At 44.1% G+C, this 26555-nt stretch carries 25 protein-coding genes; 20 read left to right on the top strand and 5 right to left on the bottom strand.

The features are described 5' to 3' along the window. The first annotated feature begins 455 nt into the window (after window positions 1-455). The 5 genes from ACSYSR_RS02825 to lepB all read left to right on the top strand — a co-directional run bounded on the left by ACSYSR_RS02825 (window position 456) and on the right by lepB (window position 5578). Window positions 456-2153 (top strand): BspA family leucine-rich repeat surface protein, encoded by a 1698-nt coding sequence (locus ACSYSR_RS02825; RefSeq protein ID WP_489816190.1) that lies wholly within the window; start codon window positions 456-458, stop codon window positions 2151-2153. Between the two features lie 786 nt (window positions 2154-2939). Next, window positions 2940-3500, top strand: a complete 561-nt coding sequence (locus ACSYSR_RS02820; RefSeq protein ID WP_489816191.1) for a hypothetical protein — start codon at window positions 2940-2942, stop codon at window positions 3498-3500. A gap of 118 nt (window positions 3501-3618) precedes the next feature. Further along, window positions 3619-4554: a ribokinase gene (locus tag ACSYSR_RS02815; protein WP_489816192.1), complete on the top strand. Its 936-nt coding sequence runs from the start codon at window positions 3619-3621 to the stop codon at window positions 4552-4554. Window positions 4555-4585: 31 nt separating this feature from the next. Beyond that, entirely contained in the window at window positions 4586-4900 is a 315-nt protein-coding gene (locus ACSYSR_RS02810) for a hypothetical protein (protein ID WP_489816193.1), read from the top strand. A gap of 48 nt (window positions 4901-4948) precedes the next feature. Beyond that, window positions 4949-5578 carry a signal peptidase I gene (gene lepB, locus ACSYSR_RS02805; RefSeq protein WP_252773258.1) on the top strand — a complete coding sequence of 210 codons (630 nt, stop codon included), beginning with the start codon at window positions 4949-4951 and terminating at the stop codon, window positions 5576-5578. 253 nt (window positions 5579-5831) lie between these two features. Here lepB and ACSYSR_RS02800 read toward each other — a convergent pair whose 3' ends face one another. Further along, complete coding sequence (locus ACSYSR_RS02800) at window positions 5832-7490, bottom strand: alpha-keto acid decarboxylase family protein (RefSeq protein WP_489816194.1); 1659 nt, start codon at window positions 7488-7490, stop codon at window positions 5832-5834. A 106-nt stretch (window positions 7491-7596) separates the two neighbouring features. Here ACSYSR_RS02800 and ACSYSR_RS02795 point away from each other — a divergent pair, with 106 nt between their 5' ends. Beyond that, the gene (locus ACSYSR_RS02795; protein ID WP_489816195.1) at window positions 7597-8007 is read left to right on the top strand and encodes a MarR family transcriptional regulator; all 411 of its coding nucleotides are present in this window, start codon (window positions 7597-7599) and stop codon (window positions 8005-8007) included. 356 nt (window positions 8008-8363) lie between these two features. Here ACSYSR_RS02795 and ACSYSR_RS02790 read toward each other — a convergent pair whose 3' ends face one another. Together ACSYSR_RS02790 and ACSYSR_RS02785 are read right to left on the bottom strand one after the other, a co-directional pair. Further along, on the bottom strand, window positions 8364-8864 hold the full coding sequence (locus ACSYSR_RS02790) for a hypothetical protein (RefSeq protein ID WP_252773255.1): 501 nt from the start codon (window positions 8862-8864) through the stop codon (window positions 8364-8366). A gap of 250 nt (window positions 8865-9114) precedes the next feature. Beyond that, window positions 9115-9663: a YbhB/YbcL family Raf kinase inhibitor-like protein gene (locus ACSYSR_RS02785; RefSeq protein ID WP_489816196.1), complete on the bottom strand. Its 549-nt coding sequence runs from the start codon at window positions 9661-9663 to the stop codon at window positions 9115-9117. 98 nt (window positions 9664-9761) lie between these two features. Between ACSYSR_RS02785 and ACSYSR_RS02780 the strand changes: the two genes are divergently transcribed. The 3 genes from ACSYSR_RS02780 to ACSYSR_RS02770 all read left to right on the top strand — a co-directional run bounded on the left by ACSYSR_RS02780 (window position 9762) and on the right by ACSYSR_RS02770 (window position 11444). Then, on the top strand, window positions 9762-10256 hold the full coding sequence (locus ACSYSR_RS02780) for a DUF1440 domain-containing protein (RefSeq protein WP_252773253.1): 495 nt from the start codon (window positions 9762-9764) through the stop codon (window positions 10254-10256). A gap of 189 nt (window positions 10257-10445) precedes the next feature. Beyond that, complete coding sequence (locus ACSYSR_RS02775) at window positions 10446-10748, top strand: helix-turn-helix transcriptional regulator (protein WP_489816197.1); 303 nt, start codon at window positions 10446-10448, stop codon at window positions 10746-10748. A gap of 18 nt (window positions 10749-10766) precedes the next feature. After that, complete coding sequence (locus ACSYSR_RS02770; RefSeq protein WP_489816198.1) at window positions 10767-11444, top strand: HD domain-containing protein; 678 nt, start codon at window positions 10767-10769, stop codon at window positions 11442-11444. Window positions 11445-11553: 109 nt separating this feature from the next. Here the strand turns inward: ACSYSR_RS02770 and zwf are convergent, their stop codons facing one another. Beyond that, on the bottom strand, window positions 11554-13014 hold the full coding sequence (zwf, locus tag ACSYSR_RS02765) for a glucose-6-phosphate dehydrogenase (protein ID WP_252773250.1): 1461 nt from the start codon (window positions 13012-13014) through the stop codon (window positions 11554-11556). Window positions 13015-13248: 234 nt separating this feature from the next. Here zwf and ACSYSR_RS02760 point away from each other — a divergent pair, with 234 nt between their 5' ends. The 8 genes from ACSYSR_RS02760 (at window position 13249) to dnaB (ending at window position 21468) form a co-directional block, all read left to right on the top strand. Beyond that, window positions 13249-14475 (top strand): MFS transporter, encoded by a 1227-nt coding sequence (locus tag ACSYSR_RS02760; protein WP_252773249.1) that lies wholly within the window; start codon window positions 13249-13251, stop codon window positions 14473-14475. A gap of 6 nt (window positions 14476-14481) precedes the next feature. Continuing rightward, entirely contained in the window at window positions 14482-15855 is a 1374-nt protein-coding gene (locus tag ACSYSR_RS02755) for a Na+/H+ antiporter NhaC family protein (protein WP_489816199.1), read from the top strand. A 192-nt stretch (window positions 15856-16047) separates the two neighbouring features. Beyond that, window positions 16048-16344, top strand: a complete 297-nt coding sequence (gene rpsF, locus ACSYSR_RS02750; protein ID WP_489816200.1) for a 30S ribosomal protein S6 — start codon at window positions 16048-16050, stop codon at window positions 16342-16344. A 31-nt stretch (window positions 16345-16375) separates the two neighbouring features. After that, window positions 16376-16900 (top strand): single-stranded DNA-binding protein, encoded by a 525-nt coding sequence (ssb, locus tag ACSYSR_RS02745; RefSeq protein WP_252773246.1) that lies wholly within the window; start codon window positions 16376-16378, stop codon window positions 16898-16900. A gap of 30 nt (window positions 16901-16930) precedes the next feature. After that, complete coding sequence (gene rpsR / locus ACSYSR_RS02740; RefSeq protein WP_047974917.1) at window positions 16931-17194, top strand: 30S ribosomal protein S18; 264 nt, start codon at window positions 16931-16933, stop codon at window positions 17192-17194. Window positions 17195-17412: 218 nt separating this feature from the next. Continuing rightward, window positions 17413-19446 carry a DHH family phosphoesterase gene (locus ACSYSR_RS02735; protein WP_489816201.1) on the top strand — a complete coding sequence of 678 codons (2034 nt, stop codon included), beginning with the start codon at window positions 17413-17415 and terminating at the stop codon, window positions 19444-19446. Window positions 19447-19529: 83 nt separating this feature from the next. After that, on the top strand, window positions 19530-19982 hold the full coding sequence (rplI, locus tag ACSYSR_RS02730; RefSeq protein ID WP_252773244.1) for a 50S ribosomal protein L9: 453 nt from the start codon (window positions 19530-19532) through the stop codon (window positions 19980-19982). A gap of 1 nt (window position 19983) precedes the next feature. After that, window positions 19984-21468, top strand: a complete 1485-nt coding sequence (gene dnaB, locus ACSYSR_RS02725; RefSeq protein WP_252773243.1) for a replicative DNA helicase — start codon at window positions 19984-19986, stop codon at window positions 21466-21468. A 75-nt stretch (window positions 21469-21543) separates the two neighbouring features. Here the strand turns inward: dnaB and ACSYSR_RS02720 are convergent, their stop codons facing one another. After that, window positions 21544-22050 (bottom strand): YbaK/EbsC family protein, encoded by a 507-nt coding sequence (locus ACSYSR_RS02720; RefSeq protein WP_489816202.1) that lies wholly within the window; start codon window positions 22048-22050, stop codon window positions 21544-21546. Window positions 22051-22141: 91 nt separating this feature from the next. Here ACSYSR_RS02720 and ACSYSR_RS02715 point away from each other — a divergent pair, with 91 nt between their 5' ends. From ACSYSR_RS02715 to ACSYSR_RS02705, 3 genes are all read left to right on the top strand, one after another. Further along, complete coding sequence (locus tag ACSYSR_RS02715) at window positions 22142-22870, top strand: GntR family transcriptional regulator (protein WP_489816203.1); 729 nt, start codon at window positions 22142-22144, stop codon at window positions 22868-22870. Window positions 22871-23090: 220 nt separating this feature from the next. Beyond that, window positions 23091-25544 (top strand): phosphoketolase family protein, encoded by a 2454-nt coding sequence (locus ACSYSR_RS02710; protein ID WP_252773240.1) that lies wholly within the window; start codon window positions 23091-23093, stop codon window positions 25542-25544. A gap of 114 nt (window positions 25545-25658) precedes the next feature. After that, window positions 25659-26477: a Cof-type HAD-IIB family hydrolase gene (locus ACSYSR_RS02705; RefSeq protein ID WP_252773239.1), complete on the top strand. Its 819-nt coding sequence runs from the start codon at window positions 25659-25661 to the stop codon at window positions 26475-26477. Window positions 26478-26555: the final 78 nt, after the last annotated feature.

Raw genomic sequence — 26555 nt, 5'->3', positions numbered from 1 at the left:
TTAATACGGTTGTAACAAGTTGAAGTTTACTTATTTTCTGATTAATTAACCGATTCCTCCCTTAGATAAATATTTTTAAGTCAAGAGTTGGGGGATATTAGCAGTAGGGTATTCTGAAAGAACGGCCTGATTGATCTAGAAGTAAGGATCAAAAGATGGACCTGAAATTCTTCAGCAAAAAATTGGTAGAATATCCAATTTGTCTAAGGCAACAATGGGTGATTTAAATTTCGTAAAATAGCCTTATTTAAAATGTAATTTTTTTGACACAAAAAAAACATTGTGGTTAAATGAAATTGAGCATTTTGTCCACGCTGAGATTAGAAAAGTCGATTGCTGCTAGGCAGTCGAATCTTTCTGTTGAAAAACTGAATTGGACTATCGAGTATTAGTAACTTTCAGGGCAAAATGCGGGTAGAGTGACTTAGGAAAATGTTTTTTTGGGGGGCTTTTTTATGAATGACAGTAAACGGTATAAATTATATAAGTCAAATAAAGTATGGATGACTGGATTAGCCGGATTAGTTGGGCTAACTTTAGCTGGTTTTGCACAATCCTATTCAGTGTCTGCCGATAATAACGCTAGTGTTAACGCGACTACGGCAGCCGTTGATGGAACGGCAAGTCAAAATAATGATGGGCTATCAGATCGTTCTGGTGCTGATCAGAGTGACCTACAAACAGGTAAGTGGGGCACGGCTGATTACTCGTATAATCCAGATAGTAAAGTATTAACTGTCTCTAATGGGGAACTTCCATCGGCTCAAGATAGCACTGCAAATCAATTAAGCAATGATATTAAAAATAATATTCAAACGATTACCTTTGGAGATAATGTCTCAGCACCAGAAGATAGTTCGAATCTTTTTGCAAAATTTGCTAATTTAACTGGAATTAATGGTAATTTAGATACATCAAAAGTCACAAGCATGTCGGATATGTTTGGTGGAGACACAGCTCTGACGAATGTTGATGGTTTGCAGAACTGGGATACATCAAAAGTTAGAGACATGAGTAGTATGTTTTCAGGGAACACAGCTCTGACGAGTGTCGATGGTTTGAAGAATTGGAATACATCAAACGTTATCAGCATGTTGAATATGTTTGATTACAACACAGCTCTGACGAATGTCGATGGTTTGCAGAACTGGGACACAGGCAATGTGACGGACATGTCGGATATGTTTGTTGGGGATACAGCTCTGACGAATGTCGATGGTTTGCAGAACTGGAATACAGGCAATGTGACGCAAATGCCAGAGATGTTTAGAGGGGTCAATATAGTGAATGTTGATGCCTTGCAAAAGTGGGATACATCGAAAGTCACAAACATGTTGGGAATGTTTTTTGGGAATAATAGTTTAGCTAATATTGATGGTTTGCAGAACTGGAATACAAGCAATGTGACGCAAATGACAACGATGTTTGCTATGGACACCAGTCTAACGAATGCCGATGTTTTAGAAAACTGGGATATGGACCATCTAACGGATGTATCAGCTATGTTTGCTATGGACACCAGTCTAACGAGTGTTGATATTAGTAACCTTGACACATCTAAACCCTTATTAAACATGTCTGGTATGTTTTATGGTAATTCTCAGCTTTCTAAAGTCATTTTAGGACCGAATGTTAAGAGCTTAGCGGGAGTTGAATTGCCTTATACGGGCAAGTGGGTTCGAACAAGCCCAAGTGAGCCAAGTGTTGAGTATGACAATAGTGAAGACTTTATGAACCGCTATAATGGTGAAAATCCTGGTGTTTACGAATGGGCAGAGAATGTAAAACCACAGAATAATCAAAACTCCAATAATAGTGGTACTACCAACAGTGGCACTAAAAATAGCGGCACAGCCAATAATGGAGGCAGTGCCAACAGCAGCACAACCACCAACGGCGGCACCGCCAATAATGCGGGTACTACGAATAGCACTAATACGAACAGTAGTACCACTAACAATGGTTCAACAACCAATAATGGTGATAACACAACCGCAAACGGCGGTACTATAACCAATAGCACTAATTCATCATTACCGAACACTGCTACAAAGCAGATTGCAGGAAAGAATAATATTTTGTTAGGATTAGCAGCATTGCTTTTTTATGCAATCGCGACTGTCTTTACTGCTATGAAGAAAAAGAAGAACTAAAAGGCATTTAGTTTAGTGACATAACAGTATGTTTCCTGAAAAGAGCTAAAAAAACCGGTTTCTGGAGTTTCAGGGCCGGTTTTTTGATGAAAAGGACACTGACGCCATTTGTTCTAAACCTTGTATTTGCTGCCAATCAGATCAATCGAAAAGCAGTCTATTTTTGTTTAAAAATGGTGCATTTTGTTGACGAGGAAAAGTAAGATACAATATTGACATTGAAATCAGAAAATAGGAGAAGGATCGATGAAAAAATTTATCGGGTCAATCTATATGAATAATTTACTTGGGGCACTCGTCTATTTTGTGATTCTTCATTTTGTGTTCCATACGAATTCGCTCTTACAAGATTTACTATCAACACTTGTCTTTTATATTGTGATGACAGCTTATTTTATCGTTAGTAAAAGGTTTAAAAAATGAGCGCAGCAAGATTCTCAGCAAGGTTAATTTCACAAAGGAGAATAGCTTTTTGAGAGTCAAACCAATTGTTTCGGTCTAAATTGAGTAAAAAAATTTTTTAATTTTCGTTAATCGCCATTATGTTTGATCGACTTTTCTTAGTCGCAATGGCCATGATTAGAATGTCGCTTGAAAATTTTATTTCTGGTCTGGTCCAATCAATTGCTGGGGCTGAGGGGCTGGGCCCAAAACGGGATTAGGGAGGGTTGTTTTAAGGGATGGTTAAAGTGATTGTTTTGACCATTTTTAACAACGCTTCGAGCAACTTTGGCTAATTCTGGCGTTGATTACGAATTATCTGCAACCTATAATAGAAGAATCGAGATGAGAGTAGGCCAAGATCAACTTGGCCGATTTAAGGGGAAATCAGTGAGTAAAAAAGCAAAAATTATTTACCTAGTTTTAGCCATCGTAGCGGTGGTTGAGATTATTGCCTTGGCAGTTTTGCCCCATGTCTTTGGCAACAACCAGGAGAAGCAACCGAGCGTAAAACTCAGTCAAAGCCAGGCAAAAACGGCAGGAACGAAGGCGGATGACTTGATGAAGAACCTTTATCAGTGGTCAAATGATCAAGAGTACGCCAATAACAAGCAGAAGATTATTCAAAATGATGTGACCAACGCTGAAGTGATTAATCAGGTAATGCCAGATGACGACAGCCAAAGTCAAATCAATTCGACGAAACTCCAGTCAACCTATGAGGGCTCGCAAGCCTTTCAAAAGGGCAAGACGGCCGGTGACATGACCATTGAGGTTAAAAGTACCGTGACGAAGTCCGGTTCAAGTACGAAGAGTACGATTGTTGATGGCTATCAAGCGCACTATGATCCAAAATCAGAACGGTTTACGAAACTGATTTATCAGGGGCAACAAAAGACGACTTAATTGACGGACACACCTTTTGGTCTGGAAAAGTCTGCCATGCAGGCAGAAAAATGGTCGCTTTTCTTGTAAAATAGTAGAAGGAAAGTGAAGTAACTGACGGCTGCGAAAGGATTTCGTCATGGTCAAGAAGACAACAATTATCGGTTCAACTAATTTGGATAAAGTTACCCGGGTGCCCCGGTTAGCCAATAGCGGGGAAACACTCGCAACGCCCCAGCACCAAGAAGAGGTCATGGGTGGCAAGGGCCTCAACCAGGCGGTTGCTGTTGCCCGCGCTGGTGGCCAAGCCAACTTTATTACCAAGGTGGGTGCCGGCTTTGATTTAGCTGGCAGAGTCCACGAGGAGGGGTTGAACCTTGACTATGTTTTGCAATCGCAGGATGCCGAAACGGGTCAGGCTTACATCACGGTTTCCAAGGCCACTGGTGATAATATTATTTATGTTTATGAAGGCGCTAACGGTCAACTTTTAGCAAAAGACGTTTGGGACCAAAGGGCTGCCTTTGAGGATGCCGCCTTTTGCTTGGCACAGCTGGAAATCCCATTGGAAACGGTTTTTTCAGCCTTTAAAGATGCCCACGAGGCCGGGGCTGTGACGGTTTTGAACCCGGCACCGGTACCAGACCAAGAAAATTTTCCAAAAGAATTACTGGCGGAAAGTGACTTGGTTATTCCAAATGAGCATGAGGCGGAATTGCTGACTAATATTCCGGTCACGGACCGCCAGTCTTTGATTCGGAATGCTGATTTCTTCTTCAAGGCGGGTGTTAAGCACGTTTTGATTACTCTTGGAGACAAGGGTGCTTTTTATAAATCAGCTGATGGCAAGGAAGTCATGGTTAATGCCATTAAGACGACTGCCATCGACACTACCGCAGCCGGGGACACCTTTATTGGGGCCTTATTATCACGTTTGATGCCATCTTTTGCCAATATCGAAGGTGCAATCAAGTACGGGGTTGCAGCGGCATCTTTGACGGTTGCTCAGCCGGGGGCCCTGCCATCGATTCCGTTTGAGGATGCCATTTTGGCCCAATTACCAAAGACTAAGTAATAAGATAACAGAAGAAAGGAGGCCCTGAGCGTTGAAAATTGCTGAGATGAACTTAGCCAGAAGGGATTACTGGGTGTCGGTCCAAGAAAAGGTTGAACAAGGAGGTGCAGTTGCTCAACCGGCCGGATTGGATTACCGTGTCCTGGCTTTTTCTTTTGAAAACAACTTGATTATTGACTGGCAGAAGGCATTTCCTGGTCCTAATCCGACGGATATCGTTCCTGATTTGTACATGGATTCGGACATAAAAGACCTGCATTTGGCGCATGGTATCTATCATTTTGATACAAAAGGGCGGACAAGTGATAGAATCTATCATATAACGATTAATACAGAGCGCTCCTGATTTTTAGTTCGGGGCTGCATCATAGTAAAATCAATTAAGGAAATGAATATGAAAAAATTTTTGAGCTTTCTTTGGAATTGGATTGCTCCAATTGCTTTTGGTATTGCAGTTTACTTGGCTGTGACAACGTTTTTGGTCAACGTTGTGACCATCAATGGTGATTCGATGGCGCCAAACTTGTTAGACGAGCAAAAGGTTTTGGTGACTAAGACCCATGAAGCCAAGCGTGGGGATGTCATTGTCTTTGATGCCCGCAAGGAAGATCCGCGAATCCAGGCCGGTAATAAGGACTACGTTAAGCGTGTGATTGGTTTGCCTGGTGACACAGTCGAATACCGCGATGGCGACTTGTACGTCAACAATAAAAAGGTCAACGAGTCCTTTATCTCGTCAGATGAACAGCAGAGTGGGACCGAAGCTAGCTTCGGTTCGACATGGTCGTTGGGTACGCTTTCTTCAACGGGAATGTGGAAGCAATCAGACCAGGGAAAGACAGTCGTTCCCAAGGGGGCTTACTTTGTTCTTGGTGATCATCGTTCTGTTTCCAACGATAGTCGTTACTTTGGCTTTGTTTCCAAGGAACACGTTGTTGGTCGGGTGATCGTGCCGTTCTGGTATAGTGATACCGTCAAGAAGAATGTTGAAAAAGAACGGGACCACTTCTTTGCCACTAATTAAAAAATAATCAGCCGTTTGGCAGGAAGAGACGAACAACGCCGCAATTGGAACCAATCAATTTCGGGGCTGCGAGTCAGGAAAACCTGCTGGACGGCTTTTTTGTGCCCGCATTGCTGCTTCAGTGCTGGCGACTGGCTCAAATTTGGGATGCCCGTACCTCTAACACTCAAAAGCACCCCCTTTGCCAAGGCGAAGGGGGTGCTGATTTTATATAAGCTGTAAGCAGAAAAGGAAATGGTGAGGAGAATAAAGATTAATGGTTTTGGGCTTCGAAGCGGATACCAGTTTCAATCAACTGAGCAGGTGCATCCTTCATACCCATGTTGGCTTGAACGATGACCATCTTGTCAGTTTCTTTGTCGGCCTTCTTCATGGCAGCAATCAATTCTTCTTCAGTTGAAACTTCGATGAAGTCGTATTGGTCGTCGCTGGCACCAAAAGCAGGAGCAATCAAGTCATAACGGTACTTTGGTACATCGTTATAAGGTTCATCCATACCGTGGATAACACGTTCAACCGTGTAGCCGGTGTTTTCAATGATGAACAAAACAGGGTTCAAGCGTTCCTTCAAAGCCAAACCAAAGTCTTGGATAGTCAATTGCAGTGAACCTTCACCGGTAGTCAAAACGGCCCGGCGGTCAGGGTTGGCCAATTGAGCACCAATTGCGGCAGGGAAGGCGTAACCAATTGAGCCCCACAATGGTTGACCGAAGAACTTAGCACCGCTGGCCAAGTTTTGGCTTGCCAAACCGAAGAAAGAGGTTCCTTGTTCAGCAATCAAAGTCTTGTTGCCAGTGATGAAGTCTTGCAAGGCCCGGTCATAGAAGGCTTGAGTCAAAGGTCGGTCGCTAGCTTGCAAGGCAGCAGGTTCTGCTGGCTTTTGTACGGCAGGCAAGGACAAGTTCAAATCAGTTGTGGCCAAGCCTTGGATAGTGGCAACAAAGTCAAAGTCTCCTGGCAAAGATTGACCAAAGATTGTGCCACGGCGTGTTGAGAGCGTGATTGTTTGGCTCTCATCGAATTCCTGCGTGAAGCCACCAGTAACAGAGTCGGTCAACTTAGCACCTAAGACAAAGACAACATCTGCATCGGCAACGAAATGGTTAATCGATTCGTCAGAAATTGTTCCGTTATAAGTACCAACGAAGTTGGCAAAGCTTTCATCAACGGCTGCCTTACCAAAGCCAAGATCAACAACGGGGATGTTGTTCTTCAATGAGAAGTCTTGAACAGCTTGGCCCAAGTTAAAGCGATCGATTTCGTGTCCAACAACAATCACAGGGTGACTAGCCTTGGCTGCGGCCTGCTTGATTGCTGCGATTGAAGCAGGAGTTTCTTGTTTTGTGGTGGTGAACAAGGCGCTAATCGCTTCCTTCAAGGCAGGGTTAATAGGAGCGTTGACCAGGTCACTTGGCAAAACAAGGTAAGCAGGCTTCTTTTCATTAGCAATGTAAGTCAACGTTTCGTTGATTTGGTCAATGGCATTGTCTTCATCCAAGACGGTTGTCTTGATACCCAATGTTTCGTGAGCCTTGATGAAGCGGTCGAAGTCGCTGTCACCAAAGGTGTGATGAACTAATTTACCAGCGCGTTGTACGCCGTTTGTTGGAGCACCAACAATTTCCAAAACAGGAACGTGTTCAGCGATGCTTCCGGACAAACCGTTGATGGCGCTTAATTCACCAACACCGAAGGTTGTCACAAAGGTCGCAAAACCTTTTTCGCGAGCATAGCCGTCAGCCATGTAAGAGGCATTCAATTCGTTGGCATTGCCGACCCATTTCATATCGTTACGATGGGTGATATGGTCCAGGAATTGGAGGTTGTAATCACCGGGGACACCGAGAATCTCGTCGCCACCCATGGTTTTGATTACATCCAAGAGATAATCTGATATAGTATATTCAGTCATAAAAGTTCTTCCTTTCTTTTAGGTCAATTAAGTTTACCTATAACAAGAACTATAGACCCTGTTTTTAATTATGTCAACATAATTGACCTAAAAAGGAGGGTTTCCTTTGGAAATCGATCAAAAATTACCAACAATTTTCTTTGCTTATCAGGAATTTGCTTCACTGGTTGACCTTTCGCAATACGATTTAACCAAGAACCAACACCGGATGCTCTTTATTATTTCTTCATTAGAGGACGTGAGTATCAAGAAAATTTTGGTCCTGATTGGCATCTCTAAACAGGCGGCTAATGTCGCCATTCGCGATCTAATGGATAAAGGCCTGGTGACGGAACACCGGTCGACGGTGGATAAGCGCGTCAAATATTTGCAGTTAACCCCAGCAGGGTTCGCCCTTAATGATCAAATCAACCTGGAGCAAAAACGTCTTTTGGACCGCTATTTTGATGAAGCCGACGGCGACTGGGAAACGGCGATGACAAAGTTGGCGCAAAAATACCTTGACCGGGTTGAATAAGGTACAGCCAATTGGAATTTTTATTTTTTAATTGGAACGTGCCTTGCAAGTTCAAGCAAAATGATTTGTATTTGTTTTTTGAATGACTGTCTTTGACAATTTTTTGTTGTTTTGCTTAATCTTATTCATTCACAGTAATAGGGGTCAATCAATTATCTGTTCGATACCTGTGGCATGCTATTGTGCTTGATTTTAGTCAGCGCTTGCTAGTGCTAGTATTTTTCGGAAAAGTTTGAGAAACGCCAGTTTCACGCATTAAAAAGTAGATTTACCAGCATAATGCAAAAAAAATAATTACCAAGCAAAAAGGCCAGTTGCCGATAAATGTCGGTAACTGGCCTTTGCGGTCTAGATTTTCACTTGCTTTTGTCTTTTTTATTACGAGACCACCAGTGCTTTTTTTGCTCGTCTTCCATTTCAATTCGTTGAACACGAGAGGTAACCTTGTCTAACTGTGATAAGGTCGCCATTTGAAGATGCTGCTGCTGGTCAACGGTTGTTTGCGTTTTTTCCAGATTTTGTTCGGCTTTTTCCAAGGTCGATTTTAAAGTATCGATGTGTTGTTTGCGATCATCGAGTTGTTGGTCCTTATAGCCAAGCTGGGATTCCAACATTTCCAGACGCATTTTTAAGATTTCAATTTCAGCCTCGCTATCGATGCTTAAATCAGCAAGAGCGGACTGTTTGGCGGGCTTTAACGCCGTTAATTCTTCTTCGGTATACGTGCCGTTTAAATCAATCCCGCGCATCTTAGCTCGTTGAAAGAGCGTTTCACGCTCGATGCCTAAGAATAGTGTTAGTTCGGCAGTCGAGGAGAAAGTATAGTAATCTTTCATATTTTCGCGTTTAATTTTCAACAGACAATCCTCCGTTTGTATCTTAAATACCAGGATATAGAACTTGTTTTCGGGTTGTCAAAAAAGCAGTAGTTGATTGACAGCTTTTATGAAAAAATTTACCGAGAATTCCTGAAAAAATCAGGCTTTGCAAGTGCCATCCAAGGGTTAAGTATACCAAAGAAAAAAATGACCAGGGCAAGTTTAAGCATTTCTTAGACAAAAAATGTGAAATTTAAACTTTTAAAAAATATTTTGCTGGTGAAAACCACTAAGCTTTGGCTAAGATATCAACGCTGGCCTTGGCTAAAATGACCGCTGGGTTGTCTTGGTCGAGATGGTGGAGTTCGTTTAAGAAAAAGCCGGGTTTGACAGATAATTTATCTTTGCAAGCAATAACCATCAAAGTATACCGATGGTCATGGTCTGGTGGTACAGGACCGATATAAGTCTGCTTGAGTTTGGGATCTGTTTCTTGAATATAGCGAGAATAAGAGGAATTTTCCCCTTGAACGAAGCCACTATTAACAATGTCCGTTGCTTGATTAGCAGCCAGTTGAGCTAAATTGGCTGGCACAGAGGCCGAATCCTGTGTTACGGGGTAGTTAGCGGCTAGCCAATGAATCCAGGGGAAGCCCATCACGGGAATGGAGTCAAAATCAATGAAGGCCCACGCTAGGTACTTGGTACCAGAGGGGAGGTCTTTTACCTCAAACGGAAATGATTGAATCGGGTAGCGACCTGATTTTTCGTTCTCGGTGGCAAACTTGCTATAAGCGGCTGGTAAGTAGCCATCTTCGGTTGTCACTTGAATCTGCATAAGTGTGACTCCAATCGTCTTTTTCTGCATTATAACACTGCTTTTTCTAAGGTCAAAGTGTTATGATTAAAAAGAATTATTTGAGGAGAAACAGTTCTATGTTCAACATCATTTTTAACGCAGCCTGGGTTGGTGCCCTTGCTGGTTTGTTTGGCGGCATGGTCCGATTCGGTTGGACAAAAACCCTGCCTCCCCGCAATCAGCTGGCAACACAAAACGGTCCGATTACAACTTTCTTACAGCAACTTGGTTTAACCAAAAAGGAATCCCAAAAAAGCCTAACGGTTGCTTTTGACCAAAATGTTCCGGTCGTGGCTTTAAGTGTTTATTATGTTTATTCGATGCTGATGGCCATCTTTTTTGTTTTAGCCGCTAACTTTGATGGTCGCTTAACCTATGGTTTGGGCACGATGTTTGGTTTTGTTCTTTGGGTCGTAATTGATATTGTCTTCCTGCCAGCCATGAAGACTATTCCATTTTTCTGGCATCGTTCTGTTTACGAATTGACGGTCGAAATGGCCGGTTATTTAATCTTTGGCTGGGCCGTTTACCTGGTTGCCCTTGGCTTACCGGTCTCTGGTGTCTACTTATAAAAATGAATATGCTGAAAAAGTGCTCCGAATTGCTGAAAATCAGTACTCGGGGCTTTTTGATTTGAGATAGGGTGGCTCGCTGGTCGTGCAAAGCTTTGGTGCAAATTGACGCATTTTTGGTTACAATAGAGACAAGAATTTAGTATAGGAATTTTTTGATTACGCTCTTCATTGATTGGAGGACGTAATATGGTCACAAATTTCAGCTGGGGACCGTCAAGTGATTTGAAAAAGTTTTTACGAGACCTTTCTTTTCGCTATCGGCTCCAAAAGAAGATTGCGCATGCACTCAAAGTTGGGCGCAAGGAAGCCCATTTGACACAGGTTCAGGTGGCAGATGCCTTGAATATTTGTCAGAGTGCAGTTTCTAAGTATGAGGCGGGAAAAATCAGTCCTGATTTGACCCTCTTACTGTCTTTTTGCTACCTCTACGGTTGGACATTTGAGGAGTTCTTACTCCGGTTAAATATTCGAACGAAGGAACGTTTTTGAATAGAAGGGATAGCTAGGGTGATTGACTTAACAGCGATTCGAAACTTTGCAAGAGCAACATTGAAAAACGACACCTCGGGGCATGATTTTTTGCATGCTAAGCAAGTGGCTCGGTTAGCAGTTGCCCTTTATGAAGACGACCATGGTCAGGTCAGTGAACAAGACCAGGCAGTCCTAGAGGCCGGGGCCCTGCTTCACGATACGATTGATGATAAGGTGGTCGCTGACATTGCTGCCCAGACAATTTTAGTTGAAACCTTACTTCGCCAGTCTGGGATTGCACCGATTGGCCAGGCGTTGGTTGCTGAAACGATTACCCATCTGTCTTATTCCGCCAACCTGCAAAAGCATTATGACCTTCCCTTATTAGGGCAGTATGTGCAGGATGCCGATCGTTTGGAAGCGTTGGGAGCCATCGGGATTGCTCGGACCTTTGCCTATGGTGGGCAAAAGGGTCACCCTCTGTATGATCCGGAGATTAAACCGGTCGCACTAAAAAATAAGGACCAGTACCGCTACCATCAAACAACTTCTGTTAATCACTTTTATGAAAAGTTATTGAAATTAGCCGACCAACTCAATACGCCGGCTGGACAAGCTGAGGGTCAGCGACGGTCTGCTTTTATGGAAAACTTTTTGGCTGAATTTCAACGCGAAACAGAGGCGTTGGCAGATCCAGCCTTTCGGGTACAATAGTATCAATTATTTTTGGTATTGATGACTAACTGATTCAAAGGCAGTAGCGCTGCCTTTTTTTGTACAAAAAAAGTCCACTGATGAGTGGACTTTCTTAGTCTGAAAAAACTTATTTACCCTGGAAAACCCAGGCGTCGCCGTTCTTGGCCAAAAGGTCATCGGCAGCTTGTGGACCCATAGTATCCGATTCATAAATTTCAAGCGGTGCTTTGTCGGCAGCGTAGACAGCTGAAATGGCGTCAGTAAACTTCCAAGCAGTGGCAACACCATGCCAGTCTGCAAAGTTTGATCCGTTGCCGTCCATGGCATCGTGGAGCATCCGCTCGTATGGTGCTGGCGTAACAGCTTTTTGTTCAGCTGTCGGTGCCCAGTTCAACTGGATCATTTGAGTGTTGAAGTTGTCGGAAACTTCCTTGGCGTTCAATGACCAAGTAATTTGTTCGTCTGGTGAAACCACGATTGAAAGCACAGTTTCTTGTGGTTCTTGGGCGGAGCCAAATGAGAAAGCACCAGCCTTGAAGACAACGTCAATCCGAGTCGTTTTCTTGGTCATGCGCTTTCCTGAACGGACATAGAATGGCACACCTTGCCAACGAGGAGTGTCGAAGTGCAATTCACCTGCGATATAAGTGTTTGTTTTTGAATCAGCTGGGACGTCTGGCTCTTGGTTGTAGGCGATATGACCAGCAGTCTTGCCGGCACCATATTGTCCACGAACGAAGTAACGGTTCACACCAGCTTCGTCATAAATTTCAAGGGCAGAGAAGGCGGCGTTCTTGGCGTCACGGATGGCAACGTCAGAGAAGTCCTTTGGTTCTTCCATGGCCAACCAACCGATGATTTGCATCGTGTGGTTTTGAATCATGTCCAAAAGAGCGCCAGCAGTGTCGTAGTAACCAGCTCGTTCTTCGACACCCAATGTTTCGGCCAAAGTAACTTGGACGTTTTTGATGTAATCCTTGTTCCAAGCATTGCTAATGAGTGGGTTACCAAAGCGCAATGGTGCGATGTTCAAGACCATTTCCTTACCCAGGAAGTGGTCGATGCGGTAAACCTGGTCTTCGCTGAAGGCTTCTGTTAATTCACTTTGGAGCTTCTCAGCGGTTGTATAAGAAGTCCCGAATGGCTTTTCAATCATAATCCGGTTGTAGCCCTTGTCGGCCAAGAGACCTTCTGACTTCAAGAACTTGGCAATTGTGCCAAAGAAGCGAGGAGCAACAGACATGTAGAAGATCCGGTTGCCGGCTATATCAAACTTTTCAGAGGCATTTTCGATTTCCTTTTTAAGGCCAACGTAGCCAGCGGGATCGGTCACGTCAGAGGCGCGGTAAGAAAAGTGGGCGATAAAATCAGCGACCTGCTTTTCGTCTTGACCAGCTGAGACGGATTCCTTCACCATGTCTTGGTACTGAGCATCCGTCAAATCCTGACGAGCGGTTCCAACAACCGCGAAATGTTCTGCCAAGTAGCCCTTTTTATATAAGTTAAAGACTGATGGGTAAAGCAAGCGCTTGGCCAAATCGCCAGTTGCGCCGAAGAAAGTTACTAAAGTATTAAGTTCTGCAACCATAAGAGTCCCCTTTATCTATTTTGCGTTCGTTATTATTATAACGGAAATGAGCAAAAAAATCACAAAAAGGTCAAAATTGAAAAAACTCTCACCCTTAGAGCCAAAAAGAAGTAAGCACTTACATTTATTTTTCTAAACAAAAAGTAAGCACTTACATTTTGTTGGTGAAAAAAGGTAAATAAACCAGCATAAAAGGACATTCATGTTATACTAACGTAATAATAAGGAGGGAATATGCAAGTCATTCAAAGCAAAAAATTATCAGAACGCTGGCTCTTAACGGCTAACTTGTTCGCCAATACTGGTAATGCCATGATTTGGCCCGTCACAACCCTCCACATGACCGTTTCTTTGGGACAGGACTTGACGATGTCGGGCGTTGTTATTTTGTTTTCGTCCCTGATGAATATTTTGGGCGCCTACATTGCCGGTAAGCTCTTTGACCGCTGGCGACCTTATCCAACGCTGATTGGGGCAAGTTTAATTGCTTTTTTCTCACTGGTCACACTATTTTTCTATAATGGTTGGCCGGTCTTTGCCTTTTTGATGATGACGGCCTCTTTTGGGATTGGTTCGGTTAACACATTGCTGAACGCTTATGCAACGACTGTAACCAGCAAGAATACACGAATTATATTTAATAATATGTACATCGTGCTCAATGTTGGGGTGGTGATTGGAACCTTAGCTGTCGGTTATCTTTTTGATTATGGATTCCAGTGGTTGATGCTCTTGGCTGCAACACTCTTTTTAATTTTGACTGGAATTGCGATTGGCATTTTTAATGTTAATACAGACATTGCGCCGGTTTTGGATGATGATTCAGTTGAAACAATCAATTCTGCCGGTCATGCCGATTCAATCATGACACACGAGCAGGAATCGGTTAAGGAGCCCGCCAAGTTTGAGATGTCACCATTACTCTGGTTTTTGGCAGCTTTCCTCTTTGTCATTTATCTTTCTTATATGTTGTGGGAGACCGTTATGGCCCCACATCTGCGCTCGATTGGCATTTCAACCCGTCATTATGCAGACCTCTGGGTTTTAAATGGCTTGACAATTATCCTTTTTCAAAAGATAATTTCAACTTGGGCCAATAAGCATCCATATCGTCTCTCGGTGATTACGGGTGGCTTTGTCTTTGCCTCATCATTTATTTTAATGCTCTTTGTGAACCAATTCTGGCAAATTGTTTTAGTTTTTGAACTACTGACTTTGGGTGAGATGTTAGCTTCACCACAGGTACCAGCATGGGTGGCCCAGTTAACGCCGAAGGAAGTTTCTGGTCAAGCGCAAGGTTTTGTCAGCATTATGATTTCACTTGGACGGATGGTTGGGCCTCTGTACGGAGGGATTATGTTGGACCACGGCTGGTTTAACCCGCTGTTCTTCTCCGTTTTTATCGCCATGATTGTGGCAAATGTGGGCCTATTGGTTGTGGCCCGAAAAAAGAAGGAATAGTTTTTTATGCAACGTGAAGTAAATCGTAAATTGGCAGTTGCCCTTCTGGCTGGTGTCATTTTTATTTTGGCCGGCGGCATTATTGGCCTGGGCCTTGCACCAATTGCACCCTTGTTGGTGGCCATTGCTTGGATTATCTTAGTCATGCGCTTAGCGGGTGTCACTTTTCAAGACGCACAGGCGGCCCTGATTAAGGGGATTGAAGCCGGGATTGCGCCCTTGTTCTTATTCTTACTCATTGGCTCAATGATTGCCCTTTGGTTAGGGACGGGCGTGATTCCAACCATGATTTGGTTGGGCTTTAAGCTGATTAACCCAGCCTGGTTCTTGCCAACTGCCTTGTTAACATCCGCCTTAGTCGGAACAATGATTGGTTCTGCCTTTACAACGATGTCAACAGTTGGGGTAGCTTTGATGGGGGTTGGAACAACCCTAGGCTTTAACCCGGCCTTAGTAGCTGGGATGATTATTTCGGGCGCTATCTTCGGTGATAAGAGCTCACCGTTAGCTGATTCGACTAACTTGGCGGCGGCCGTTTCTGGTACTGATCTTTTTGCCCACTTGAAAAACCTGATGTGGACAACTCTGCCGGCAATGGCTGTGACGCTGATTTTAGCATTCGTCTTTGGTTTTTCCGCCCACCATACCGGTGGGGTCAGTGTCAAGACGGCAGCGGTCACGCAGTTGATCCAGCCAACCTGGTGGACAATTGTGCCGATTGCCTTGATTTTAATTTCGGCCTTGGCTAAAATTCCGGCCATTCCGTCACTATTGATTAACGTTGTGGTTAATACGGTTTATTACCTGTTGTCTGGGCACTCTTTGAAGACCTGGGCAAACTTGGTTGTCAACGGTTATAAAACACCGTCAACAAATGCAACTTTGGTGGCCTTGTTGGACCGTGGTGGAATGACGGCAATGATGGAAACCATCATGCTGATCATGCTGGCCTTGGCTCTGGGCGGCCTCCTATCAAACCTTGGTATTTTGCGGGCAGTGATGAACCCCATTGTTTCGTACCTTAAGAGTCAGAAGTCAATCGTCTTTGCCACCTTGTTGACAGGGATTGCTACGAATTTCTTAGTAGGTGAACAATATCTTTCAGTAATGTTGCCTGGACAAATTTTTAAAGAAGATTACAAGCGCTTTGGTTTGTCACCCTTGGCCTTATCACGGGCAATGGAAGATTCGGGAGCGATTGCAAACTATCTGGTTCCGTGGGGCGTTGCTGGGGCCTTTGCGAGCCAGACACTGCATGTGCCGGTTCTGTCCTTCGTGCCCTTTACTTTCTTAGCCCTCTTCTCGCCAGTCTTTTCACTACTTTCAGCACTGACCGGTATTGGATTACGTCAGGCTTCCCAAGACGAAGTGGCCAAATAATGAATTAAGTTGAAAACAATTAGGAGTCGGTCAGAAATGGCCGACTCCTTTCGTCTAATTAGTTAACGGTGGAAGAAGATGTGTACTTGCAAAAGAGCGTTTGATTTAGTATAGTAAATGGATGTGAGTGCAAAGGATGCACGCACTCCTTGCAGCCACTTGGCTGCCAGAGACCAAAAGGAGGAAAAATACATGGCTACAGCATACGAATTAACATACATTATTCGCCCTGACATGGAAGCAGATGCAAAAAAGGCGCTCGTTGAACGCTTTGACAAAATCTTGGCTGACAACGGTGCGGAAGTTATCAAGTCAGCTGACTGGTCTAACCGTCGTTTCGCTTACGAAATCGCTGGTTACCGTGAAGGTACTTACCACGTCATCAACTTCAACGCTGAATCAGACGAAGCATCAACTGAATTTGACCGTTTGGCTAAGATCTCATCTGACATCTTGCGTCAAATGATTGTTAAGCGCGACGCAGACTAAGACACAATTCCACCGGGAAAGGACCTAAAAGATGATTAATCGAGTTGTTTTAATTGGACGGTTAACCCGTGACGTGGAATTGCGCTATACCCAATCCGGTGTAGCGGTGGGCTCCTTTTCACTTGCTGTGAATCGGAACTTCACTAATGCTAATGGAGACCGTGAAGCTGATTTTATTAACGCTGTTATCTGGCGAAAGTCAGCCGAAAACTTTGCCAACTTTACTGGCAAGGGGGCTTTGGTGGCAATCGAAGGTCGGTTGCAAACGCGTAATTATGAAAATAACGCCGGACAACGTGTTTATGTAACAGAAGTTGTCGTTGACAACTTCTCATTGCTTGAATCAAAGGCTGAAAGTGAACGCCGTCGGGCCCAAAACGGGTCTGGTCAAGCGCAAGACTTCTCTGGCAACAGCCAGGACTTTGGTAACGCTGATCCATTTGCATCCGCAAATCAAAATAACAACCAACAAAGTGGTAACCAGCAAGGGGCAAATCCTTTTGCGGCCAATAATAATTCAGAAATTGATATTTCTGATGATGACCTGCCATTTTAATTTTACATCTCATTTGAAAGGAGACAGATTATGCCTGAACAAAACGCACGTCCACAACGTCGTCGTCCACAAGGTGGACCACGTCGTCGTCGTAAGGTTGACTTTATTGCAGCCAACCACATCGAATACGTGGATTACAAGGATACAGAATTGTTGGAACGTTTCATCTCAGAACGTGGTAAGATTTTGCCACGTCGTGTGACTGGAACTTCAGCAAAGAACCAACGCAAGGTTACGGCCGCTATCAAGCGCGCTCGGATTATGGCCTTGTTGCCATTCGTCACTGAAGACTAATGTGCAGGGAAACCAAGACAATCGTCTTGGTTTTTTTGTTCTAAAAGTCAGACCCTTGCTGGTCGTATGCTCAAAAAGGATTACCACTTTTGCGGTATATGTCAGAGTAGGTCTGGCTTTTTTCTTTTGGGTAGCTTGGTAGCTTCCTTTTCAACAGTCTTTTGTTCGTATGGTAAAATGTTAGGTAAGTATGTAAGCAAAGAATAGTTGAGGCCTTCATGAAAACATTTTCGAAGCTGCGGGCGTTATCCCGCTATCAACAAAATAAAAACTTTATGACAGGAACCATTGGCATGTTTATCGTGGCCTTTGTTTCTTTGATTCTGGCGCTATTGACCAATTGGATCTTAGGATTGGTTTGGTTTGTGTGCTTGGTGACCTTTTTTACCATCATGCTCAATGGGTTAATTCTAGCTAGCCAATCAAATGAGTCCTACCTAGAGGAGCTGACTTACCGAGTTAAACTAGGTCAGCAAGAGGCCATCTTAGAAATGCCGATGGGTATCATCCTTTTGGGTAAGGGGGAGCGGATTGTCTGGGTGAACCCCTACCTCCAAAACCTATTGATGGATCAAGATTTAATTGGGGAAAGTTTGTCTGAAGCAGATGGTGACCTGGCCTTTGCTGTGAAAAATTATGAAAACGATAAGGTTAACCGTTTTTCCTGGTTGGAACGTTCTTTTGACATTGCCTACCAGGAGCAGTTAGGTGTCATTTACCTCTTGGATGTGAGTGAAAATGAGGCTTTAAATCGTGATTTGACAGATCACCGTTTGGTAACTGGGCTGGTTTCGGTCGATAACTATGAAGAAGTGACAGAAGGAATGCCTGATTCTGAAACGTCGAAGTTGCGAACCTATGTGACGGGACAGTTGACGGACTGGGCTAAAAAGTACCATTTATACGTTCGCCGTTTGTCGCCGGTGACCTATTTATTGATGGGATACCAACGTGACTTGGCGCAGGCAGAAGACGAAAAATTCTCGGTCGTCAAGATGATCCGTGAAGCAACGGCTCAGCAAAATTCACCATTAACGCTTTCAATGGGAATTGCCTACGGTGAACAGGATATCAACTCTTTGGTTCAGTTAGCGCAAACGAACCTGGATTTGGCATTGGGTCGTGGTGGTGACCAAGTAGTTGTGAAGGCCGAAGATCTGCCGGCCCGCTTCTATGGTGGCACAACGAATCCGATGGAAAAGCGAACACGTGTCCGTGCCCGGGTGATTTCACAAACCATTGCTGAATTGATGGATCAGTCTGATCAAATTTTTGTGGTTGGTCACCAAAGGCCAGATATGGATGCCGTTGGTTCGGCAATGGGCCTGTGGCGTTTCAGCCAAACACGAGACAAGAAAGCCTTTGTTGTTGTTAATGAGGGTGAAATTTTTTCAGATATCCAATCTCTCTTGGCGACTGTTCGAGCAGACCAAATGGGCGAAGGAAATCCGGGTGTTGATCTCGGTGCATCGATTATTAGCGAAAAAGAAGCGCTCGATTTAGCAACGGAGAAGTCATTGCTGATTTTGGTTGACCATGCCAAGGAAGCATTGGATGGGGCACCTGATTTATTGAAGGATTTGAAGGACCGAGTTGTGGTTATTGATCACCACCGTTTGGCGGAAAATGGCCTACCGGACAAGCCAATGCTGACGTATATCGAACCTTATGCTTCATCAACGTCAGAATTAGTCACGGAATTGCTACAGTACCAGAACCAAAAGGGTGCATCAATTACCGGGCTGGAAGCCACTGCCATGCTCGGTGGAATTCAAGTCGATACGAAAAACTTTGTTTTGCGGACGGGATCAAGAACCTTTGATGCGGCTTCTTATTTGCGGGCTAATGGCGCCGATAACGAGTTACTCCAGTCCTTCTTGAAGGAAAAGTTTTCTGACTTTAAGGCACGTGCCGAATTGATTCACTTGGCTGAGATTAAAAATCATTCAGCGATTGCTGTTGGTGATAACGATACCGTCTATCAAAGTGTTATCGCGGCTCAGGCTGCTGATGAGTTGCTGCAAGTTGAAGGGGTCAAGGCTTCCTTTGTACTCACAAAGCGTGATGATGGTCGAGTGGCAATTTCCGCCCGGTCAAATGGCGACTTTAATGTACAAACAATTATGGAAGACCTTGGCGGTGGTGGTCATTTGTCTAATGCCGCTACGCAAATGTCTGACGTGACGACAGACGAGGCGGCCGATCAACTCTTACAGGCCATTACTAGTCAAGAAGCGGAAGAAGCCGAATAAAGTTTTTGACAATGTTGTCATAAAATCAGTAAGATAAAACAAAGCATTTGGCTCGTGATGAACAAGCCCAAAAGGAGGCAAAGATGAAAGTTGTATTTTTGGAAGACGTCAAGGGGCGTGGTAAGAAGGGCGAAGTGAAGGAAGTTCCTGATGGTTACGCCAATAACTTCTTAATCAAGAATAAAAAAGCAGAACCAGCAACTGGGAAAAACCTCGGGGCAGTCAAGGGTCGACAGAAGGCCGAAGAAAAGTTGGCGGCCGAGGAATTGTCCGAGGCTAAGCAGTTGAAGGAAAAGCTAGAAAACGAAAAAACAGTTATCGAAATTAAGGGGAAGGCTGGTACCGATGGCCGCCTTTTTGGAGCTGTTTCTACAAAGCAAATCGTGGCCGCTTTGTCTGACCAGTACAAGGTAAAAATCGATAAGCGTAAGTTGCTTTTGAATCAACCAATTCACGCAATGGGCTTCACCACAGTTCCTGTTAAATTGCACCGCGACGTGATGGCAGATCTCCGCGTACACGTTAGCGAGGGTTAAAATGGCTGATGTTTCAGTAATGGGCAATGAGTACCGACAAGCACCCAATGATGAAGCAGCTGAACGTGCCGTTTTGGGTGCTATTTTCTTTGATGTTCAATCCGAGGCAGCGATTGTCGCAGCGGAAGCCATCCTTGACCCAAGCGATTTTTATCGACAGAAGCACCAAGAAATTTTTAAGGCGATGCAGCTGTTGGTGGAAGAGGAAAGACCTGTTGATATCCTAACCCTGCAAGATAAACTGAATGCCATGGGCCAGCTAGAAAATGTAGGTGGTATCGACTATTTAGTTGAAATTTCACAGTCGTCGGCCTCTGCTTCAAACTTAAAATTTTATGCGCAAATCGTCCATGAAAAAGCGATTTTGCGCCGTTTGATTCAAACGTTAACCGAGTCCATGACGTTAGCCTATGATGGGTCTGAGCCATCGAGTGAATTGCTCGAGGAGCTCGGCCGTCAGCTTGACCGCCTGGCTCAAAACCAGGGCGATGATGATTTACGTCGAATTAAAGATGTTTTGAATGAGTTTCAAGAAAATTTGCAGGCCGCCAGTGAAAACGATAGCAAAGTTATCGGGATTGCTTCGGGTTATGACCAATTAGATGAGTTAACGCATGGCTTCCGTGAAGACCAAATGATTGTCATTGGTGCCCGTCCGGCCGTTGGAAAGACGGCTTTTGTCTTAAATATTGCTAAGAATGCAGCCAAAACCGAAAAGAAACCCGTTGTGATTTTTTCTTTGGAGATGGGGGCTGTTGACTTGGTAACTCGTTTAGTTGCTGCTGAAGGTGGGATTAATTCTAATAAATTGACCACTGGTAATATGCAAGATGAGGATTGGGCAGCATTGACGTTAGCCGTTCAATCATTGGCAAACATGCAGATTTATATGGATGACACGCCAGGAATTCGCATGGCTCAAATCTCGGCTAAGCTGCGAAAACTAGAACGTGAAGTTGTTGGGCGGTTGCCAGAAGAAGAGCGGGATGAAAACCCCCACCCATTGGGTCTGGTCATGATTGACTACCTAGGATTGATTGAATCTGCCAATAGTGAAAGCCGTCAGCAAGCCGTTTCTGAAGTTTCTCGTTCTATCAAGAAACTGGCAAAAGAATTGCACACGCCGATTATTGCCTTGGCTCAGCTTTCGCGTGGCGTTGAACAGCGTCAGGACCAACGGCCAATTCTCTCTGATTTGCGTGAGTCCGGTTCGATCGAGCAGGATGCTGACATCGTGGCCTTTTTGTACCGTGATGATTACCATCCCAACCGAGCGGGTGAGGATGGCGATGAAGGTGGTAACCAGGTTGAGGAAGAAACAGTTGTTCCGATTGAAGTTCTTGTGGAAAAGAACCGTGCTGGAGCCAGGGGAAAGGCGGAGTTGATGTTTAACAAGCCAACTTTCAAATTCTCGAACATGGCCGGCACTTATCGCCAGGAACAATCGGGCTTTGGCCCAATTCCTGATATGTCACAGGGTTGGTAAACAACCAAAATCAAAGCAAAAGGCAGCACATTCAAAATCGATGTGCTGCCTTTTGCTTAGTTTTAAACGCTTGTTTTATGCTTCCGTTTCGGTTAAATCAACAAAGGGGGCGCCAATCATTGTCGCCAATTCTTGGGGATTTAATTTATCGGACCGACCGAGTTCGCCGGCTGAAACCAGGAAGTAGTCGGCTGCTTCTGCCTCTTTGGCGAAATAGATGGGAAAACCGTGGTTCTGCCAAATACCAACGGGATTGTTGGCACCGTGGACGTAGCCGGTGGTCGCCACTAATTCCTTGAGTGGCAACATGTGAGTCTTTTTGTTACCGGAAACGGCGGCCAATTTTTTCATATCTAAGCGCTTGGTGAGGGGGACAACGGCTATCAAGGGACCAGTTTTGTCACCCTTGACAGCTAGTGTTTTAAAAATGTCTGATTGTTGAATGCCTAATTCATCCATCTTAGCCGTAATTTCTGCTTCAGTTAAGTCCAAAGCGTTTAGCTCGAGTGGCTCATAGGCGACGCCATGCTTGTCGAGGACCTGTTCGGGTAATGTTTTTTTATCTTTTTTCTTCTTTGCCATGGTTCTATTTTAGCATAAGCAAAAAGCAGAAAAAAAGCAGTTGGAACCAATTTTGAAAAGTGGTTGGACCAATTATGCTACAATAGACATTATGTCAGAAGCAATTTATGTAACGGTGCAAGCCGATATTAAACAAAAAATTTATCAGGGTCATTATAAAGACCTTAAGTTACCTGATGAGCGAACATTAGCGGCTGATTACCAGGTTTCGCGTTCTTCAATTAAACGGGCCCTCAACGTATTGGTCCAGCAGGGGATTATCTTTAAGAAGCGGGGATCAGGGACATTTGTCAACCCTTTATACCTGAAAAATCAGGCAATCTTTCAACATGAGGGATCCAACCTGGGTGTTTCAGATTCTTTTCGAATTAATGGTCAAGCACCCAGCATTGAACTCCTGGACTTCCGGGTGATTCAGGCCACGCCAGAGCAGCAATCAGCATTATTTTTAAACGATGGCGATTTTGTTTACGAAATTAAGCGTCTGCGTAAGTTAGATGGTGTGCCATTCATGATTGAATATGGCTACGTGCCGATTTCTTTATTGCCAGGACTTAATCGGGAAACGGTGACTAAATCTATTTATGAATATGTTGAAAAACGGAAGTCAAAAACAGTGACGAGGTCGTTTATGACGATCATGACCGAGCCGTCGAATGTTGAAGAGCAGAAGCTGTTAAAGCTTAAGGCGACTGAGCCGGTCGGGATTATGGAAGGGATTTTTTTCATGGATGATGGGACACCATTGGAATATTCTAATATGCGCCTACACTACAAATACCTGCGTTATAATGCTTTCGTTTCACTTGGGTCGGAATAAGCCCAATTGAGTTAGCAAACAATTCTATGGAATGTGTTTAATAAAAGGTTGATTGGACCGGTCCAATTAATAAAGAAATGCAACCAAAAACGAAAAAGTTAGACCCAAAGCCCTTTTTTTCTTGAACGAATGGAACACTCTCGATATAATAGGACTTGTAAATATATAGCCGGAGTTTGCAGAAGCGGGCTTCGTTGAAAGAAAAAGGAGTACTATTTACATGGTTGATTACAACTCAAAAGAGTACTTGGAACTTGTTGATAAGTGGTGGCGTGCAACCAACTATTTGTCAGCTGGGATGATTTTTTTGAAGTCAAACCCATTGTTCTCAGTAACTAAGACGCCTATTCAAGCTGAAGATGTTAAGGTTAAGCCAATCGGACACTGGGGAACTATCTCAGGTCAAACATTCTTGTATGCTCATGCTAACCGTTTGATCAACAAGTATGACTTGAACATGTTTTACATCGGTGGCCCTGGTCACGGTGGCCAAGTGATGGTTACGAACGCTTACCTTGATGGTGAATATACTGCTGATTACCCAGAAGTTACTCAAGACTTGAAGGGTATGTCAACTTTGTTCAAGCGCTTCTCATTCCCAGGTGGAATTGGTTCACACATGACTGCCCAAACTCCAGGTTCATTGCATGAAGGTGGAGAATTGGGTTACTCATTGTCACACGCATTCGGTGCCGTTTTGGACAACCCTGACCAAATCGCTTTTGCCGTTGTTGGTGATGGTGAAGCTGAAACTGGCCCATCAATGACTTCATGGCATTCAATCAAGTTCTTGAATGCTAAGAATGATGGTGCTGTTTTGCCAATCTTGGATTTGAACGGATTTAAGATTTCAAACCCAACTGTCTTCTCACGTATGTCAGATGAAGAAATCAAGAACTTCTTTGCAGGTCTTGGTTACTCAGCTCGTTTCATTGAAAACGCAGACATCCATGACTACATGGCTTACCACGAAAAGGCTGCTGATATCTTTGATACTGCTATTGAAGACATCCAAGCTATCCAAAAGGATGCCCGTGAAAATGGTAAGTATGAAGATGGTACAATTCCTGCATGGCCAGTGATCATTGCTCGCTTGCCAAAGGGTTGGGGTGGACCTACCCATGACCAAGCTGGAATGCCAATCGAAAACTCATTCCGTGCCCACCAAGTTCCATTGCCTTTGGCACAAGGAAAGTTGGACACATTGCCACAATTCGAAGAATGGATGAATTCATACAAGCCTGAAGAATTGTTTAACGCTGATGGTTCATTGAAGGATGAATTGAAGGCTATTGCTCCTAAGGGTGACAAGCGGATGTCAGCTAACCCAATCGCTAACGGTGGTCGTAAGCGCGGTGAAGATCTTAAGGATCTTGACTTGCCAGACTGGCGCGATTACGTAAACGACATCAACGCTGACAACCGTGGAACGATCTTGCCAGATGGTAACCGCAACATGGACATGTTCACTTTGTCAAACTACCTTGAAAAGGTAATGCAAATGAACCCTAAGTCATTCCGTGTCTTTGGTCCTGATGAAACAATGTCAAACCGTTTGTGGTCATTGTTTGATACTACTAACCGTCAATGGATGGAAGAAGTTAAGAACCCTAACGACCAATACGAAGCACCAGAAGGCCGTATCTTGGATGCTCAATTGTCAGAGCACCAAGCTGAAGGTTGGCTTGAAGGTTATACTTTGACTGGTCGTGTTGGAATCTTCGCTTCATACGAATCATTCTTGCGCGTTGTCGACTCAATGATTACTCAGCACTTCAAGTGGTTGCGTCACGCATCAGAACAAGCATGGCGTAATGACTACCCATCATTGAACTTGATTTCTACTTCAACTGCTTTCCAGCAGGACCACAACGGTTACACTCACCAGGATCCTGGTATGTTGACTCACTTGGCCGAAAAGAAGTCAGACTTCATCCGCCAATACTTGCCAGCCGATGGTAACTCAACTTTGGCAGTGATGGAACGCGCCTTCAGCGAACACTCAAAGGTTAACCACATGGTTATCTCAAAGCAACCACGTCAACAGTGGTTCTCAGCTGCTGAAGCTGAAGTGTTGGCTACTGAAGGTTTGAAGGTTATCGATTGGGCATCTACTGCACCATCAGCTGATGTGGATATCACATTTGCTTCTGCTGGTACAGAACCAACAATTGAAACTTTGGCCGCATTGTGGTTGGTTAACCAGGAATTCCCTGAAGTTAAGTTCCGCTATGTTAACGTTGTTGAATTGCTTCGTTTGCAGAAGAAGTCAGAATCAGCCGGAAACGACGAACGTGAATTGTCAGATGACGAATTTAACAAGTTCTTCCAAGCTGATACACCAGTTATCTTCGGATTCCACGGATACGAAGACTTGGTTGAATCATTCTTCTTCGAGCGTAAGTTCCGCGGTGACGTCTTTGTTCACGGATACCGTGAAGATGGTGACATCACAACTACTTACGACATGCGCGTTTACTCACACCTTGATCGTTTCCACCAAGCTAAGGAAGCTGTTGCTGTCCTTGCAGACCGTGGTGCGGTTGACCAAGCTGCTGCTGATACATTCATCACTAAGATGGATGACATCTTGGCAAAGCACTTGAAGGTGACCCGTGAAGAAGGTCGCGACATCGAAGAATTCACTAAGTGGCAATGGTCTGCTTTGAAGTAAGCTATTAACACTTGAAAGAATCGCCTCGGCGGTTCTTTTTTTTATACTCATTTGACGGCAAAATCTAACTAAACTTTGCTATAATTGACATAATCTTGAAAAGGGGCTAATTTTATGCAAACAATTAAACTTGTTTCAATTGATATTGACGGCACGCTTTATAATGATAATCGTGAGATTACACCGGCGGTAAAAAGTGCTATCCAAAAAGCGACGGCACAGGGGGTTCATGTGGTCATTACCACTGGGCGACCAGAAACAGGCGTTAAAAAGATTTTGAATGAATTAGATCTCTTGGGTGAAGATCATTATGTGATTACGCACAATGGTGGCTTGGTCCAAACAACAGACGGACAAAAGACCCTTCATCGAGCTGCTTTGCCATGGACTACTTTTTTGAAGGCGCAACAATTTGCAGAAGATCATAACACCTATATTCAGGTTGAATCAGACTCAGACGCCTATACGGTGATGACGAATGTAAATGTCTTTGCAAGCCAGGAAAACTTCGTGGTCAGCCTGCCACTAACTATCAAAGATGAAGTTTCAGAGCTGGAGGAAACTTCTTTTGTCAAGGCAATTGCTATTGGCGACGAAGGCTTTATGGATCAGATTCAAGCAAAGGTCCCGGCAGAGTTGAAGCAAGAGGCCAATGTTGTTCGTTCAACCCCGAATAATTTGGAATTTATGAATACGGCGGCTTCTAAGGGCCAGGCATTGTTAGCATTGGCAAAGGAGTTGGGAATCGATCAATCAGAAACAATGGCAATTGGTGACCAGGAAAACGATCACACAATGATTGAAGCTGCGGGTATTGGCGTTGCCATGGGAAATGCGGTACCTTCAATTAAGGCGATTGCCAACCAGGAGACAACGGATAACAACCATGATGGTGTTGCCAAGGCTATCGAACGCTTTATTTTAGCCAAATAATTAGTAGCAACAGATTAGTAACGTAAGATGACAAGCGGCGATGATAAAATCAGTCGCTTTTTTTGCCCAGTTACCTTG

The organism is Fructobacillus sp. ESL1096, from assembly GCF_058511985.1.
This window is presented reverse-complemented; position numbering and strand designations above follow the sequence as displayed.

Bases quoted from the DNA above. Each gene is read 5' to 3' on its own strand.
- ACSYSR_RS02825 (WP_489816190.1), top strand. From the start codon at position 456: ATGAATGACAGTAAACGGTATAAATTATATAAGTCAAATAAAGTATGG.
- ACSYSR_RS02820 (WP_489816191.1), top strand. From the start codon at position 2,940: ATGAGAGTAGGCCAAGATCAACTTGGCCGATTTAAGGGGAAATCAGTG.
- ACSYSR_RS02815 (WP_489816192.1), top strand. From the start codon at position 3,619: ATGGTCAAGAAGACAACAATTATCGGTTCAACTAATTTGGATAAAGTT.
- lepB (WP_252773258.1), top strand. From the start codon at position 4,949: ATGAAAAAATTTTTGAGCTTTCTTTGGAATTGGATTGCTCCAATTGCT.
- ACSYSR_RS02800 (WP_489816194.1), bottom strand. From the start codon at position 7,490: ATGACTGAATATACTATATCAGATTATCTCTTGGATGTAATCAAAACC.
- ACSYSR_RS02785 (WP_489816196.1), bottom strand. From the start codon at position 9,663: ATGCAGATTCAAGTGACAACCGAAGATGGCTACTTACCAGCCGCTTAT.
- ACSYSR_RS02780 (WP_252773253.1), top strand. From the start codon at position 9,762: ATGTTCAACATCATTTTTAACGCAGCCTGGGTTGGTGCCCTTGCTGGT.
- ACSYSR_RS02775 (WP_489816197.1), top strand. From the start codon at position 10,446: ATGGTCACAAATTTCAGCTGGGGACCGTCAAGTGATTTGAAAAAGTTT.
- zwf (WP_252773250.1), bottom strand. From the start codon at position 13,014: ATGGTTGCAGAACTTAATACTTTAGTAACTTTCTTCGGCGCAACTGGC.
- ACSYSR_RS02760 (WP_252773249.1), top strand. From the start codon at position 13,249: ATGCAAGTCATTCAAAGCAAAAAATTATCAGAACGCTGGCTCTTAACG.
- ACSYSR_RS02755 (WP_489816199.1), top strand. From the start codon at position 14,482: ATGCAACGTGAAGTAAATCGTAAATTGGCAGTTGCCCTTCTGGCTGGT.
- rpsF (WP_489816200.1), top strand. From the start codon at position 16,048: ATGGCTACAGCATACGAATTAACATACATTATTCGCCCTGACATGGAA.
- ssb (WP_252773246.1), top strand. From the start codon at position 16,376: ATGATTAATCGAGTTGTTTTAATTGGACGGTTAACCCGTGACGTGGAA.
- rpsR (WP_047974917.1), top strand. From the start codon at position 16,931: ATGCCTGAACAAAACGCACGTCCACAACGTCGTCGTCCACAAGGTGGA.
- ACSYSR_RS02735 (WP_489816201.1), top strand. From the start codon at position 17,413: ATGAAAACATTTTCGAAGCTGCGGGCGTTATCCCGCTATCAACAAAAT.
- rplI (WP_252773244.1), top strand. From the start codon at position 19,530: ATGAAAGTTGTATTTTTGGAAGACGTCAAGGGGCGTGGTAAGAAGGGC.
- dnaB (WP_252773243.1), top strand. From the start codon at position 19,984: ATGGCTGATGTTTCAGTAATGGGCAATGAGTACCGACAAGCACCCAAT.
- ACSYSR_RS02720 (WP_489816202.1), bottom strand. From the start codon at position 22,050: ATGGCAAAGAAGAAAAAAGATAAAAAAACATTACCCGAACAGGTCCTC.
- ACSYSR_RS02715 (WP_489816203.1), top strand. From the start codon at position 22,142: ATGTCAGAAGCAATTTATGTAACGGTGCAAGCCGATATTAAACAAAAA.
- ACSYSR_RS02710 (WP_252773240.1), top strand. From the start codon at position 23,091: ATGGTTGATTACAACTCAAAAGAGTACTTGGAACTTGTTGATAAGTGG.
- ACSYSR_RS02705 (WP_252773239.1), top strand. From the start codon at position 25,659: ATGCAAACAATTAAACTTGTTTCAATTGATATTGACGGCACGCTTTAT.